This is a genomic window from Kouleothrix sp. 19917, from assembly GCF_057073505.1.
On record NZ_CP097099.1, the window covers coordinates 2044108 to 2059258 of the forward strand.

At 62.9% G+C, this 15151-nt stretch carries 13 protein-coding genes and 2 tRNA genes; 12 read left to right on the forward strand and 3 right to left on the reverse strand.

From position 1 onward, the window contains the following. Nucleotides 1-28: 28 nt before the first annotated feature. Together M1P90_RS08395 and M1P90_RS08400 are read left to right on the forward strand one after the other, a co-directional pair. On the forward strand, nt 29-1864 hold the full coding sequence (locus M1P90_RS08395) for a cyclic nucleotide-binding domain-containing protein (protein ID WP_483702160.1): 1836 nt from the start codon (nt 29-31) through the stop codon (nt 1862-1864). Beyond that, nucleotides 1861-3315, forward strand: coding sequence for an NCS2 family permease (locus M1P90_RS08400; RefSeq protein WP_483702161.1), 1455 nt, complete (start codon nt 1861-1863; stop codon nt 3313-3315). The genes M1P90_RS08395 and M1P90_RS08400 overlap by 4 nt, the downstream gene beginning before the upstream one ends. Before the next feature lie 2 nt (nt 3316-3317). On the opposite strand, the gene mtnP is transcribed toward M1P90_RS08400, so the two are convergent. Continuing rightward, entirely contained in the window at nt 3318-4181 is an 864-nt protein-coding gene (gene mtnP, locus M1P90_RS08405) for an S-methyl-5'-thioadenosine phosphorylase (protein ID WP_483702162.1), read from the reverse strand. Nucleotides 4182-4364: 183 nt separating this feature from the next. Between mtnP and M1P90_RS08410 the strand changes: the two genes are divergently transcribed. The 10 genes from M1P90_RS08410 to M1P90_RS08455 all read left to right on the forward strand — a co-directional run bounded on the left by M1P90_RS08410 (nt 4365) and on the right by M1P90_RS08455 (nt 13726). Further along, nucleotides 4365-4440: transfer RNA gene (locus M1P90_RS08410), tRNA-Ala, on the forward strand. A gap of 15 nt (nt 4441-4455) precedes the next feature. Continuing rightward, a tRNA-Ala gene (locus M1P90_RS08415) sits at nt 4456-4531 on the forward strand. A gap of 433 nt (nt 4532-4964) precedes the next feature. After that, complete coding sequence (locus M1P90_RS08420) at nt 4965-6329, forward strand: glycosyltransferase family 2 protein (RefSeq protein ID WP_483702163.1); 1365 nt, start codon at nt 4965-4967, stop codon at nt 6327-6329. Nucleotides 6330-6364: 35 nt separating this feature from the next. Beyond that, nucleotides 6365-7195, forward strand: coding sequence for an ABC transporter permease (locus tag M1P90_RS08425; protein ID WP_483702164.1), 831 nt, complete (start codon nt 6365-6367; stop codon nt 7193-7195). A 12-nt stretch (nt 7196-7207) separates the two neighbouring features. Further along, nucleotides 7208-8455: an ABC transporter ATP-binding protein gene (locus M1P90_RS08430; protein ID WP_483702165.1), complete on the forward strand. Its 1248-nt coding sequence runs from the start codon at nt 7208-7210 to the stop codon at nt 8453-8455. A gap of 56 nt (nt 8456-8511) precedes the next feature. Next, nucleotides 8512-9801, forward strand: coding sequence for a glycosyltransferase family 2 protein (locus M1P90_RS08435; RefSeq protein ID WP_483702166.1), 1290 nt, complete (start codon nt 8512-8514; stop codon nt 9799-9801). 1 nt (nt 9802) lies between these two features. Next, complete coding sequence (locus tag M1P90_RS08440; RefSeq protein WP_483702167.1) at nt 9803-11056, forward strand: glycosyltransferase family 2 protein; 1254 nt, start codon at nt 9803-9805, stop codon at nt 11054-11056. Further along, nucleotides 11056-12306 carry a glycosyltransferase family 2 protein gene (locus M1P90_RS08445; RefSeq protein ID WP_483702168.1) on the forward strand — a complete coding sequence of 417 codons (1251 nt, stop codon included), beginning with the start codon at nt 11056-11058 and terminating at the stop codon, nt 12304-12306. The genes M1P90_RS08440 and M1P90_RS08445 overlap by 1 nt, the downstream gene beginning before the upstream one ends. Further along, nucleotides 12303-13124: a class I SAM-dependent methyltransferase gene (locus M1P90_RS08450; protein WP_483702169.1), complete on the forward strand. Its 822-nt coding sequence runs from the start codon at nt 12303-12305 to the stop codon at nt 13122-13124. Before M1P90_RS08445 ends, M1P90_RS08450 begins: the two co-directional genes overlap by 4 nt. A 20-nt stretch (nt 13125-13144) precedes the next feature. Continuing rightward, nucleotides 13145-13726 (forward strand): hypothetical protein, encoded by a 582-nt coding sequence (locus tag M1P90_RS08455; RefSeq protein WP_483702170.1) that lies wholly within the window; start codon nt 13145-13147, stop codon nt 13724-13726. A 93-nt stretch (nt 13727-13819) separates the two neighbouring features. Here M1P90_RS08455 and M1P90_RS08460 read toward each other — a convergent pair whose 3' ends face one another. Next, nucleotides 13820-14491, reverse strand: a complete 672-nt coding sequence (locus tag M1P90_RS08460) for a B3/B4 domain-containing protein (RefSeq protein WP_483702171.1) — start codon at nt 14489-14491, stop codon at nt 13820-13822. A 63-nt stretch (nt 14492-14554) separates the two neighbouring features. Further along, nucleotides 14555-15142, reverse strand: a complete 588-nt coding sequence (locus M1P90_RS08465; RefSeq protein WP_483702172.1) for a hypothetical protein — start codon at nt 15140-15142, stop codon at nt 14555-14557. Nucleotides 15143-15151 lie beyond the last annotated feature (9 nt).

Below are 15151 nucleotides of genomic sequence, written 5' to 3' on the forward strand. Positions count from 1 at the left end.
ACGAAGATTGTAGCTGGCGAGGTTTCTTATGCACCAGATCGAGCTGCTCGATCGGCACGCCCCCGCAGCCGTGCGCATATGGATCGAACAAACCTACTATGCGCGCATCAATGCCCAGTCGCAGCTCGAGGCCGCGCTGGCCGACCCAACCTTCTACACCGACCCGGCCGCGCACCTGGCGCTTTTTAACGACCATGGCATCGTGCACGTGCGCGATGTCGCGCAGCAGGTATTGCGCGTGCTCGATCATATTCACGGCAGCCTGATCGCGCGGCGTGAAGAAGAGCGGCTTCAGGGCTTTATGAAGAGCTACGGCCTTCTGTCGGCCTTGCTGCACGACATTGGCATGATCGACTTCCGCCCGTTTGGCCGCGCTATGCACCCCGAGTTCGCCAGCCAGGCCGTCTTTGATTCCGCCTTCGACCATATCATTGACGCGATCTGGCAGAGCGACTGCGGCGGCATTGCAGCGCGGCTGCGCGAGCTGGCGGGCGCGCTTGGCGAGGAGCCTCGCCTGGTGCTGCGCGAGCTGCTGGCGCTTTCAAACTGCCACAGCAAGAGCAAAGTTCCCGTGGCTGTGCTGAATGATCGTTTGCGGCTGCGCGCGCATATGCAGCAGACGATTGGCGACGATTTGCAGGTGCACTATCTGCGCTATCAGGCTCAGCGGGCGCGCACTGCTCTCGCCCGCGCGCAGCAGGCCAATCGGCCCGCCGCCGAGTGCGCGGAGCTGGCGGGCCGATTGGCGCAGGCCGAAACAGCCCTGGCCGCCGCCGACCCACACGGCGATTTAGCTGACGCCCGCCGCGCCGTGCTTGCCCGCTACTATGCCAACTTCTCGCGCGATGCCTTTGGCTGGCTTGTTGCTGACGACCCCGGCGTGCAGGCGCTCGCCGTCGACGTGGTGGACACCCTGCGCGCCCTGCGCTGCGCCGACGCGCTGCGGCAGCGTGGCTCGCTGCTCAAAACCTCGGCCGGCTACGAAATCTTTGTCGACCAAACCTCGGCCGACGCGCTGTTTGCCCTGCGGCGCGGCAAGCAACTCCTGCTCGCCTCGCTCCATGTCCCAATCGCCGCCGGTGAGTCGAACGTCGCCAGCAGCACACTCGACGCCGCCGGCAACCTGCGCATTGCCTTCCATCGTGGCGCATTCATCTGCCACGACGTGGTGGAGCGCGCTGCCGCCTACGCAGCCTGCGCCGTGAACGACATCCAGGCCGACGTGATCGAAAGCTTTCAGCCGGATGCCAACCAGTCGGAGCAGCTCAACAGCACGCTCCAGATTGTGCTTGAGGAGCCCGACGATAATCCCGCATTTGCGGCGCTGGTGCGCGAACAGCTTGGCCTTCTGAACTCGCAGCTCCATGGCCGCGTGCAGCTGGTGTCGCGCAGCTGGCAGGCCCAGCCCGCCGCCGAGCCCGCCGACGAAGCGGCCCGCTACGCCGCTGCTTCGCAGCTCAGCTGGAGCCGCGCTCAGCGGCGGCGCGCAGCGGCACGGCTGGCGCACAGCGGGCACAACATGGCTGCGGTTCAACTCGACACCGCCTTCGAGCATGTGCGCCTGATTCGCCTTCGCGCGGGCGAAAGCCTGGTCGAGGCTGGCACCGCCGCGCGCTATGTGTATATTCCCCTGCGCGCCGGGCTGATGGTGATGCCGCTCGGCGGCTACCAGCCCTTTGTCGCGCCGGCCTGGGCGCCGCTCGGCAACACTGGCGTGATTCGCGGGGCGCAGCGCAACGCCAGCATCTACGCCACGCGCGACCTGACGCTGCTGGTGATCCCCGAGGAAAGCTACCTGAATGACTGGCACCGCCCATATCAGCAGGCCGAGCTGGTTGCACGGCTGGAAGGAGCATGTCGATGATGACGACAAATGGCGCGCTGCGTACAGCGCATAACTCGTTCTCCGCCTGGATCTCCCAGCACTTCCAGGTGGCCGAGCGCCGCAGCAGCCTGCGCACCGAGCTACTTGGCGGCCTTACGACGTTCACGGTCATGGCCTATATTATTTTCCTCAATCCGCTGGTGCTGACGCTCAACGGCACCGCCCAGGCGCCGCAGGTTGCGTCCTTTGCTGGCATTGCCACGGCTACCTGCCTGTCGGCGGCATTGCTGACGCTCGCAATGGGCCTGTATACAAACTACCCGTTTGCGCTCGCGCCCAGCGTCGGCATCTCCACGGTGCTGGCCGCCGACCTGATCGCCACGCACGCGCTTTCGTGGCAGGCAACCATGGGCCTGCTGCTGGTGGGTGGCCTGCTGGTTACGGCGCTGGTCGCGCTTGGCCTGGGCGACGCGCTGGTGCGTGCCATCCCGCTGCCTCTGAAACGCGCGGTTGGTGTGGGCATTGGCCTGCTGCTGCTCTACCTCGGCATGCTGAATGCGGGAATTCTGCATGTGCAAACCGAGCAGCTACGCGCGACGCGCCTGCCCGTCAGCCTGGGGTCACTCACCGACCTGCCCACTGCGCTGGCACTATTTGGCCTGCTGGTCACGCTTGGGCTGATGCTCCGTGGCTACAAGGCCGCGCTGCTGTATGGCATTCTGGCCACTACGGTGCTTGCGGTTGGCGTGAAGTGGATCATTCCGGGGGCCGTTGTTTCGCGTACCAGCGGCGTGGCCGATCTGCGGCATTTTGTTGCGCTGCCGCTCGACATCGGCACCATCGGCGCGGGGATGAACCTGACCGCGTTCAACAGCCCGCTGGCGACGGCCAAAGGGCTGGGCATGAGCGCCGCGCTGCTGGTGATGGTCACGCTGATGCTATCGAGTTTCCTCGACACAGTGGGAACAATCGTGGGCATTGGCGAGCAGGCTGGCCTTGTCGACGAACGGGGCGAGCTGCCGCAGGCCAAGCGCGTGCTGGTAATCGACTCGCTGGCGACGGCTGTTGGTGGGCTGTTCGGGGTTTCGGCGCTTACCACCTATGTGGAGTCGGCGGCCGGCGTGGCGGCTGGTGCCCGCACTGGTCTGGCCTCGGTTGTCACAGGTCTGTGCTTCCTGCTGGCGCTGGGAATCACGCCGTTTGTCGGGCTTATTCCGCCCGAAGCCACCGCGCCCGCCCTGATGATCGTCGGCTTCCTGATGTTCCAGACCGTGCGCGACATCGACTTTAGCGAGCTGGGGGCAGGTTTTGCGGCCCTGCTGACGCTGGTACTCATCCCGCTCACGTGCTCGATCACCAATGGCATCGGCGTTGGCGTGATTGTATATGTGCTGCTGAATGCCTTGGGCGGCCGGGCGCGGGGCATACCGGCGCTGCTGTGGGTGCTGGCGGCGGCGTTTGCGGGCTACTTCCTGATGATGATGATCTGAATCTACAAATACTTCTCGACCAGCAACTGCACCTGTTTGCGCTTGGCAGGCGCAATCGCCGCACGGTCGGTGATGATTGCACTGGCCAGCGCATGATGCGACGGGCTGTCAAATCCATCGCCAATCAGCGGCACCACCTGGCGAATGATCTCCTGCGCCAGCGCGGCATTGCTTCGCAGCACCTGAATCACCGAATCAACGGTTACTGCGTCGTGGTCGGGATGCCAGCAGTCATAGTCGGTCACCAGCGCCAGCGTGGCATAGGCGATCTCGGCTTCGCGCGCGAGCTTGGCTTCGGGCAGCGCGGTCATACCAATCAGCGAAAAACCAGCGCGGCGGTTTTCCTGGCTTTCGGCCAGGGTCGAGAACTGCGGCCCTTCCATCACCACCAGTGTCCCACCGCGATGGCATGTCGCCCCGGCGGCGCGCGCGGCCTGCTCGATCAAATCGGCCAGCGTGCGGTCGAGCGGTTTGTCGAAGGCAACGTGCACAACCAGACCTTCATCGAAGAATGTGGCCGGGCGCAGGCTCTTGGTGCGGTCGTAGAGCTGGTCGGGCACGACAACGTGGCCAGGCGCGTATTCTTCGCGCAGGCTGCCCACCGCGCTCACCGACACAATATACTGCACGCCAAGCTGCTTGAAGCCGTGAATATTCGCCCGGCTTGGCACCTCGCTGGGTGAAAAGCGGTGGCCCACGCCGTGGCGCGGCAGGAACGCCACCCGCCGGCCGGCAATCGTGCCGAGCACATAGGCATCGCTCGGCGCGCCAAAGGGCGTTTCCAGCGTCACCTGTTCAACCTCCGCAAGGCCGGCCATCGCATATAAGCCGCTGCCGCCAATCACGCCAATCGTTGCTTCCGACATGGGAAGGCTCCTTCAGTGTCAAACGAAATTTTGATAATGGCTGTGCGATGGTGTACCATAGCCTGCCGGGGCTGTCAAGCACGCGGCGCGGAAATGGTATGTTGGTAGAAACGGCGCGTGTGGCTTCTGCAAGAGGCAATTTGACAGATCGGCACTTGCCTGCTATACTGCCGCGGTGTCGACGGGGGTGTAGCTCAGCTGGGAGAGCGCGACAATCGCACTGTCGAGGTCAGGAGTTCGAGCCTCCTCACCTCCACCAACGACAACATTTTGTGGGGCTGTAGCTCAGCTGGGAGAGCGCAACACTGGCAGTGTTGAGGTCAGGAGTTCGATCCTCCTCAGCTCCACCACACGCAAACCGCTTGCCAATTGGCAGGCGGTTTTGCTTTTGTAAAAAGCAGTACTTCCACACACGCTGGCCCGGCTGCACAATTGCGTACGACAAACTGTATTATGATGTAAAGTAAATGATATTGCAAAAATGTCGCATTTTCCGCATATCTAAACAGAATAGTGAGCGGTTACAATATGGATCGGCTTTAAAAATCAGCATCTCGAACATAGGCTTCTTATAATCAAATGACTAAAACTATTATCAATAATAATGGTAAAAGTAATTTAATAAATAATTTTGTATTACAAACAAATAATAATGTATTTTCGATGCTAAATATCACTCTTCTTCAGTAAACACAGTTACTGCTACTACGGCATAGTCCTTTCATTCTTCGAGGCAAAAAACTTTACGACGCTGCAAGATCATTTTACTCGGGACACGTTTTTATGCCATCGCAGCCAACCCGAGCTTATGCGCCACGCTGGATCACCACGCCCGCGCTTGTCGCCGACATCGAGCTGACCGATAGCAGCACGGTGCTGGCGCCGCCCGATCAATACCGCGCAGTACGGGCGCTTGTCCGCATTCATGGCTACCCAGTCGGCTATGCGGATATTGCGCTAACACCACATCGCATACTTCACCACAGCCACATCATCGCCGCGCTCGACCCTGACACAGTGCAGCGCGCCTCCGAGCACCTGATTGCCGACTTGCTGCAGGCTGGCGTTGCGCTGCCCGCCTACCGCCCCTGCCTGGCCGATTTGCTGGCGCTATTGGCGGGCGCAGGCGACATTACCTGCCTCACCGCAAGGCCGCGTACTGGCCGCCTGATTTCGGTGGCAGTGTGCACGCGCAACCGCCACCACTCGATTGGCACGACGCTCGAATCACTCCAGCATCAGCAGTACGCCAACTATGAAGTAATGGTGATCGACAATGCGCCGTCGGATGATGCCACCGAGCGCGTGGTGCGCGGGCTGCACCCAGGTGTGCGCTACATCCTCGAACTGCAACCCGGCCTCGACAATGCGCGCAACCGGGCCATGCGCGAGGCGCGCGGCGAGATTGTGGCTTTTATCGACGACGACGCGATTGCCGACCCGGGCTGGCTGCAAGCCCTCGCGCCGCTGTTCGACGATCCGCAGGTGCTGTGCGCTACGGGGCTGGTGGTGCCAGCGCAGCTCGAAACCGCTGGCCAGGATTTGTTCGAGCGCTACGGCTACAGCAAAGGCTTCCGGCGCGTGACTTTCCGGCTCGATGCGCCGCCGCACGTACCAGTTTTTCCCTACAAAGGCTATATCGGCACTGGTTGCAACTGCGCGCTGCGCCGCGACACACTCGATCTGGTTGGCCCATTCGATCCCGGCCTTGACATGGGTACGCCAGTGCCGGGCGGCGGCGACCACGACATGTTTGCGCGGATTATTCGCGCCGGCTACACACTCGTGTACGACCCAACGCCGATTGTGTTCCACCAGCATCTGGCGGATCTTACCCTTGTCGTTATGCGGCTCGGCCAGTATCAGGAAGCGTTTCTGGCATTTATCACCAAGGCGGCACTTTCCGACTGGGCCTATACCTGGCCGCTCGTGCGCCATATGTCGTACTGGTACACGCGCAAAACGGTGCGCGGCCTGGGCGCAGTGCTGAAAAAGCGCGACCGGCCGCTGGCGCTGGTGGTGAGTGAAGCCTGCGGCGCCTTGCGCGGACCAATCGCGCTGTGGCGCTCGCGCCGCTGGCTTAAGGCTGAACGGCAGCGCACCTTTGGAGAAGTATCGCAAGACCCTGGCCATATTCACATTCTCTAGGCAGCCATTCAGGTTGACGTATCTGGAGCAGAGATATGCAAACATCAACGGGCCGGCTACGCGCAACCCGCCTGGGGGCGCCGGGTAGCCAAAACCCGCAGGTACGGCGTTGGGTTCATTTCTTTGACTTGTTGCGCCACCTGGTCTGGCGCGATTTCAGTTTGCGCTATAAGCGCTCGGTGCTGGGCATTTTCTGGTCACTTCTGCTACCGCTCGCCCAGCTGCTGGTGCTGGTGTTTCTGTTTCAATCGGTGGTGCCGCTCAGCATCGACGCCTACCCAGTGTTTGTCTTCACTGCGCTAATGCCCTGGTCGTGGTTCAGCAGCAGCGTTGGTTCGGCCTGCACCTTGTTTATGAGCAACCGCGACCTGGTGCGGCGGCCCGATTTCTCGCCGCTGACCCTGATGCTGGTGAATACGCTTTCGAATCTGCTCACCTACCTGATCTCGCTGCCGCTGGTGCTGGCGATGCTGTGGTGGTACAGCATTGTGCTCACGCCGGCGCTGCTGCTGCTGCCGGTGCTGCTGGTCATCCAGTCCGTGTTGATCATCGGCCTGAGCATGATCGTCGCAACGCTGAATGTGTTTTATCGCGATGTTCAGCATATTGTGAGCATCGTGCTGACGCTGCTGTTCTACCTGACGCCAGTGTTTTACCGCTCGCAGTCAGTTGCATATGGCTACCACCTGATGTACACGCTCAGCCCGTTTGCGGTGCTGATCCAGTGCTACCGGGCAGTCTTCTTTTACGGTGTGCTGCCGGGCTGGCTGCCGCTGGCGTTTGTAAGTGCGTGTGGGCTGCTGCTGTGCGCCATCGGCTCGCTGATCTACAGCTGGCGCGCGCACGAAGTCGTCGATCTTTTGTAGCGGGGATGCGATATGTCGGCTGTTCTTGTTGCACAATCAGTTTCAAAATCTTACCAGCGCTTTCGCAACCGCCCCGTCACCATGAAAGAGTCGGCGGTGCGCTGGCTGAACCGGCGCGGCGATGCGGGCGCGCAGCACTGGGCACTGCGCGATGTGTCGTTTTCGGTGGCGCGTGGTAGCTCGCTCGGCATTGTGGGGCATAACGGTGCCGGGAAAAGCACGCTGCTGCGCCTGCTCTGCGGGCTTAGCCGGCCAAGCAGCGGGCGAATCTTTCACTCCGGGCACGTGAGTGGCCTGCTCGATCTTGGGAGCGGCTTCCACCCCGACCTGACCGGCCGCGAGAATATTCACACTGGCGCGCTGCTCAGCGGCATGACGGCCCGCGAGGCGCGTGAGTGCGAAGCCGAGATCATTGAGTTTGCCGAGCTGGAAGAATTCATCGACCAGCCAATTCGCACCTACTCCAGCGGCATGTATCTGCGCCTGGCCTTTGCGACGGCGATGCAGTTCAACCCGGCGGTGCTGGTGATCGACGAGATCCTGGCGGTGGGCGATATTCGCTTCCAGCAGAAATGCCTGAACCGCCTCGAGCACTTTCGCACCATGGGCAAAACGCTGATCCTCACGTCGCACTCGGTTGAGCAGATCCGCTCGCTGTGCGATGAAGTGCTGGTGCTGGATGAAGGCCGCGTGGTGATGCAGGGCGAAACAGACATTGCGCTCGATTGCTATGTGGATTTGATGCGCCAGCGCACCGAGCGTCGCGCCGCCCAACTGAGTGGCGAAAGCCGCCCCGCGCCGCTGGCACGCACCGGCAGCCGCCAGGGCACACACGAAGCGACAATCGCCGAAGTCAACCTCTATAACCTGACTGGCCATCGCATCGAGCAGCTAGTGACGGGAAGCGGCGTGATTATCGAGACCAAATATGAGCTTCATGCCGCGTTGCCCGATATGGCTTTTCTGGTCGGCGTCTACAGCGAGTCGGGCGTGAAGTGCTACGAGACATCGATCGACTCGGTGGTGGCGAAGTTTGGCAAGCTGGGCGAACAAGGGCGGCTGGTGTGCCGCCTGCCGGCGCTGCCACTCCAGCCGGGCCGCTACTACATCAACCTGGGTTTCTACCCGGCCGACTGGGGCTATGTGTACGACTACCACTGGAACATTCACGATTTCACAATTATCGGCATTGACGAGCGACGGATGGATTCGACCGGGATGCTGATGCTCCAGGCCGATTGGGGAGCAAAGGCCGAATAAAGAGTTGGAATTTTCGAAAAATGATTATTTAGGATGGTGCAGGAGTGTGAAGAACAATGGGAACACGCCAGGAACGCCAGCGCACTGCGGTGTGCGAAGTACAACTTGAACAGCTTGAGCTCGGTATTGGAAACTTACGCGGCTACGAACGCGCCCTGGTCATCTTTCGCGCGCGCGGGCAGGTGGTTGGGCAGGCATGGGTGCCAGTGATGCACGGCTCAATCGCGCCATCGACGCTGCGGGCGCACGTGCCGGTCACGGCCTGGCCGCTCTGGCAGCACAACGCCGCCGAGGCGCCAGCAACCGGCCCGCTACCCAGCGCATCAGTGGTGGTGTGCACGCGCGACCGCACCGATGACCTGGTGCACTGTCTGCCTGGTCTGCAACGGCTGGCGCAGCAGGGCCACGAAATTATTATTATTGACAGCTGCCCAAGCGATCAGCGCACCGCCGATCTGGTGGCGCGCTACCCGCTGATTCGCTATATTCACGAGCCGCGCCCTGGCGCTGGCATTGCGCGCAACCGTGGCCTGCTGGCCGCCACCCGCGACATCATCGCCTACACCGACGACGACGCCCAGGTCGATCCCGGCTGGCTGGAGGCTCTGCGCCGCAATTTCGCCGACCCGCTGGTGGCAATTGCGACTGGCATCACTATGCCATTGGAGCTGGAAACCGAGGCGCAGCTCTGGTTTGAAGAAACCCACGGCTTTGCGCGCGGCTTTGTGCGCCGCAGCTTCGATCTCGGATCGATCAATCCGCTGGCGGCGGGCCTGGTGGGCGCGTCGGTGAATATGGCGGTACGCCGCACCATGCTGCGCGATATTGGCCTGTTCGACGAAGCGCTTGGCCCCGGCACGCCGGCCTGCTCGGGCGAAGATCACGAGTTCTACTACCGCACGCTGGCGCGCGGCTACCGGATTGTGTACGACCCGGCCGCGCTGGTGTGGCACCGCCACCGCCGCGAGTGGGATTCGCTGCGCCGCACGATCTTTGGCTATGGCGTGGGCGTGTTTGCCTGGTGGATGCGCGCCTTCCTGATCGAGCGCGAGATGCTGCTGCTGAAGCTGGCGCCGCGCTGGTTCTGGCAGCACCATGTGCACCAGCTTGCGCGCGCGCTGCTGCGCCGGCCCAACCACGTTCCACTCGATCTGGCGTGGGCCGAGTTCCATGGCGCGATCGTCGGGCCGGGCCGCTATTTCGCCTCGCGCAAAAAGCTGCGCAGCCTGCCGCCACCCACGCCAACCCCGCCTGCCCTGCCTGCGAACGGCACACTGCCGGCACGCGCCGCTGATTTCACGCCCGCCACACCCAAGGCCACTGCAAAAACGCCGGAGCACGCCTGAAATGAAACAACCACTGCTAAGCATCGTTATCCCCACCCACAACCGGCGCGCGCAGGTGCTCGAAACATTGCGCGCCCTGGCCACACAAAGCTGGCCAATGGCCAAAGCCGAAGTGATTGTGGTGGCCGACGCCTGTGAGGACGACACCGTTGAGCAGGTACGCGCCTACGGGCCGGGCGCACCATTCCGCCTGCTGGTGCTGGCGCACAGCGCGCGCAGCGCGGCGCGCACGCGCAATTATGGCGTGCAGCACGCCTCGGCCCCAACGCTGCTGTTTCTCGACGACGACGTTATTCCCTGCCGCGACCTGGTGCGCGCGCACGTTCAGGCGCAGCGCGATACGAATGTGGTATTGGGCTATTCCAAGCCCATGGTGCCTGCGCGCGCCAGCTGGTTCCAGCGCGATGCGCGCCGCTGGTGGGAAGATACGTACCGCGAAATCGGGCGCAGCGGCCATCGCTTTACCTACCGCGATTTCTTTAGCGGCAATGTCTCGATGGCCACATCGCTCTTCCGCCAGCTCGAAGGCTTCGACGAGACAATCACCGGGCGGCTGGAAGACTACGAGCTGGGCGTGCGCTTGCTGAAGGCCGGGGCACGTTTTGTATTCGAGCCGGCTGCACTGGGCTTTCACCACGACTATACCGATCTGGAGAAATGGCTCCTGCGCATCCGCATGGAAGGTGTGGCCGACATCCAGATCGGCCAGCGCCACCCCGAACTGCGCTCGCAGCTGTTCGGCCATTTTGAAACATTGCATGGCCGCTGGACGCGGCTGCTGCGCGACGCGGCATTCATTTCGCCGATGCGCGGCGCCAAGCCGCTGCGCTACGCGCTGGCGCTGGCCGGCCTGCTCGAAGCGCTGCGCATGCGCCGCACCTGGCAGCGCACTGTGCGCGCCATGCGCAAATACAATTACTGGCGCGGCACCGCAGGCATAATCGGCAGCAAGCGCCAGCTGCTGGCATGGCTGCAGGAAGCGCCGCTGGCCCCGCCAATGGCGAGCGACGCCGTAACGCTCGACCTTGCCGCGCTGCCGATTGGCGATGATCTGGCCGCCTGCCTCCTGGAAGGCAGCCAGAAAGGCGTGCGCCTGCTGCTCAACGGCTACGAAATGACAACCATACCGCCCCAGCCCGGTGCCGAACCGCTGCGCGTAGAGCACTTGCGCGCCGAGCTGCGCGCGCTGGCCCGCCGCGAGTTTGTGCCTGGGCTGGCCATCCAGCTTGCGCAGTCGATGCAAGGGAGCCTGTGATGCGAATTAAATTGACAGATATTGATCTTTCCCAGCCAATTGAGCCGATTTTCGTCGACCCGCGCTACACGCGCATGTTTGCGGTGGTGCGCTGGGGCTACCGCCCGCTGGGCATGCTGATGCTGCACTGCCAGCCCGGCGTGCGCACCTTCAGCGCCGAGCAGCTGCGCCATGAAGTGACACGCCAGTTTGGCTGGCAAGTGTGGGAGCAATCGGTCAGCGGCACGCTCAATCAGGTGAACAGCGGCACCGCGCGCACGCTGCCACCGATCAGTGTAGTGGTGTGCACGCGCGACCGCGCACTGTCGCTGGAGCGCACCCTCGAATCGCTGGCTCAGCTCGACTACCCCGATTACGAAGTAATTGTGATCGACAACTGCACGCGCGACGGCTCGACCCACGCGGCGGTGGCGCGCAGCGGCTTCCGCTATGTGCGCGAAGATCGGCCCGGCCTCGATTGGGCGCGCAACCGCGGCTGGCAGGAAGCCCGCCACGAGATTGTGGCCTATATCGACGACGATGCGATCGCCACGCCAGGCTGGCTGCGCGGGGTTGCCCACGGCTTTGCCAGCCCCGAGATTATGGCAGTGACGGGCATGGTGCTGCCAGCCGAGATCGAGACCGATGCGCAGGACGATTTCGAGCGCTACGGCGGCATGAGCAAGGGCTTTGTGGGCTACACGATCTACCGCGAGCAGCTGAGCAAGCGCGATATGTTCTGGGCCAGCAACTGGGGCGTGGGCGCAAATATGGCCTATCGGCGCAGCGTGTTCGACAAGATCGGCGGTTTCGACATTGCGCTGGATGTTGGCACGCCCACCAGCGGCGCGGGCGACATCGAGTTCTTTTTCCGCCTGGTGTCGGCCGGGCACGCGCTGCGCTACGAGCCAGCCGCGATGATCCGGCACGTGCATCGCCGCGATCGCGCGACCCTGCGCCGGCAGATTTTCAACAATGGCCGCTCGTTCCCGGCCTATTTGCTCACCATTGCGCGCAACGAGCCGCAGCGCCGCCGCGAAGTGCTGGTGTTCGCACTGCGCTGGTGGATCTGGCCGTGGCTGCTGCGGCGGCTGCTGCTTGGCATCAAACAGCGCGACTGGTGGACCGTGCGCATGGCCTGGCTGGAGCTGCGTGGCAGCTTCACCGCGCTGCGCGCTTATCGCGAATCGCAAGCAATTGCTGCCCGGCAGCGCGCGTCTGAGTCTTCAGCCGTGCCAGCTACCGCAACAGAAAGGCAACTCGCATCGTGACATCGGCGCAAGAGTGGTTTGAAAAACTTGGCCACCCCGAGCTGGCCTACGAGCCACAGCTCATCCCGCCGCGCCACCTGATGGCACGCGAGGGCATCCTGGTGCTGGAAGACTGGCTGCGCTGGGCCGAAGAGTGGGCCATGCTCCTGCGTGTGTATGGAGGTCTGGCGCGCACCAGCACCGTACTGGAGCTAGGCTGTGGGTTAGGGCGTATTGCATTCCCACTGCGCTACATTCTGCTGGATGGCGCATATGAGGGCTTCGACGTGGATCGCGAAAAAATCGCGTTTTTGAGCAATGGCTTCCACCAGGCCCACCCGAATTTCCGCTTTATCTGGGCCGATGTTGTGCATCCCGACGCAAATCCAAACGGTAGCACGCAGGCCGATTCGTTCCGCTTCCCCTACCCGCGCAACTCCTTCGACCTGGTGTTTGCGGCGGCGCTGTTTAATCAACTGCTGCCCGACGCAACCGCAAACTATTTTGCGCAGACGGCGCGTGTGCTGAAGCCGGGCGGCCGGGCGATGTTCAGCTTTTTCCTGCTCGACAACCTGCGCCCGCGGCAGTCGCGCCCGTTTGGCTTCAGCCGGCCAATGTTTGATTTTGCGCACACGCTGCCGCAATGGGGTGATGGCTTTGCCGTTGGCGTGGCCGAGCACCCGACCGCTATGACGGGGTATCGGCTCAGCCTGATCAAGCAGATGGCGGAGCAGGCTGGGCTGGAGCTGGAGCAGCCGCCACTACCAGGCCTGTGGTCAGGCCAATTCGCAAATTGGGTCTGTGCTGAAGATGTGGTTGTGCTGCGAAAGCACGCGTAGCGCAGCAAAGGTGAAGTAGAGTGAAGCGAATGATAATTCTCTACCGAATCAGCGGCGCGATCCTGATCGTGCTGCTAGGGCTGGCGGGTGGGCGCGTAACTCAGGCCGCGCCAAGCCGGGCGATGGTTGCGCACGAAATCCGCTACCGCGCGCCCGATGCTGGCGAGGTCGCGCTGGTGTGGGGCGTCAATGGCTGGCAGCAACTCCCGCCTTCGGGTCGCCCGGCCGGCACGACACTGATCACTACCAACCGCGAGGTGATGCGCACGCCAATGCAGAATAGCCAGGGCTTGTTCCATGTCGTCATTGAAGTTCCAGAAGGCAGCGTGATCAATTTTGCATTCCAGATCACGCGCTCGCGCAGCGGGGTGGGAGCGACAGTGTGGGATCTGAATGGTGCGGGCGAGCCAGCCTTCACGACCACCACGGCAACGGCTTCGACCGAGGTTGCGCAGACAGTTTCGGTTGGTAGCCGCATTTTCGCAACTGCGGACGACGAGATGATGCAGCTGATTGCGTTTGGCGTGGTGCTGGCGCTTGCTCTGGCCCTGGGCGCATTCGCCATTCGTAAGGCTCGGCGCAACCCGTATCTTGATTTCTAGCTGGCTGCTTGCAAAATGAATACTTGATGGAATGCAGCGACTGGGTGCATCCCGGTCGTTTGCATTTATGCCCCAAGCTGCCAGCGCGGCGCTTCAGCAGTCAGGATGGCGCGCTGCGAAGGCACAAAACCAACTGCCCGCAGCCCGGCTTCGAGCGTGTTGAGCAGGGCGGCCACGCCGGCGCGCGCCGCTGGGTGCAAGCCCTCGCTGACGATCAGGGCGCGGCGGGTGGCTTCGCTCACCGTCGAGCGGCGGCTTTGCCGGAAGACCCAGCGGCGCGCGTGCACCTGGCGGGCCGCGTCGGCAAAAAATCACCTCGCCCGGCTCGGGCTGCTCGGCCTCGCCGCTGAACGCGGCATACTGCTCATCGCCATCGGCGTGCCGCACCTGAATGAACTCAGCCACCTGATCGAGATCGAACACTGCCACCGGCAGTGCGTGCGCCAGCGATGCGGCGTTGCACAGATCGACCAGCGGGTGAAGCATGGGCAGGTTGTTTTCCTTGCGGAAGCGCCGCAGGAGCGCCTCTGCGGCCGAGCGATACTGGGTGGGCTTCATGCCCATCTGGCTGAACGCGCGCCGCCACGCCTGGATTTCGGGCATGTCGCCCTCGGCGCTTCTTGCGAGCTGGGTGCGGGCCTGCTCGAACAATGGCGCAAGCTGCGCGGACACATCCGCCGCCGCATGGACATTCTCGACCAGCAGCACGCCGGGAACGAGCGCAGGAAATTCGGCCCAGATCGCGGGCGTGTGTTCGAAAAACATCCCTGTCTCCAAAGCTCATACCTGCATCTGTGTCATCTGCGAAATTTGCGGATGCATTCGTTCTCAGGCCGGGCGCTCGATGCGCCCCAGAATGAAATGCGGCGGCAGCGGCTCAAGCGCCTGCGCCGTGACAATCGTGACATCGCTGCCAGCCTGGAGCAGCAGGCGCATTCGCCCGTCGCCGGTGCGCGCTTCCCAGCGCCCGCCAATGTCGCTCACGAGCACGTGCGTATTATGAAGCTGGCGGATCGCGCAGCGCAAGTGCGCGCCAGCGGTGATTCGCGTTTCGCCCGCGCCAAGCTGCCCGGCTTCCACATCGGCCAGGCCGCCCGCCGAAACGTGCAGCAGCGTGCCCGTGTTGCGCAGAAACGCGCCCCCGCCTGCGTGTATGGCAATGCGCCCGCCTACACCCGTAACCGTGGCGCTTTTCCCCGAGTAGACTGTCAGGTTGCTGCTGGCGGGCAGGCGCACCACTCCATCGCCGCCGATTTCCACGGTGAAGGTGCCGCGCTGCTGGCCAACACGCAAGCCCCAGCGGCTGTCGGTCTCGGCGTCCAGGCGGTCGCCCGCCGCGCCCTGCACCTCAACGGCACCGCCAGCGCGGATCAAAATGGTTGGCTCCAGGCCCACCAGCAGCGAGCGTTGTGTCATTGTTTCGCG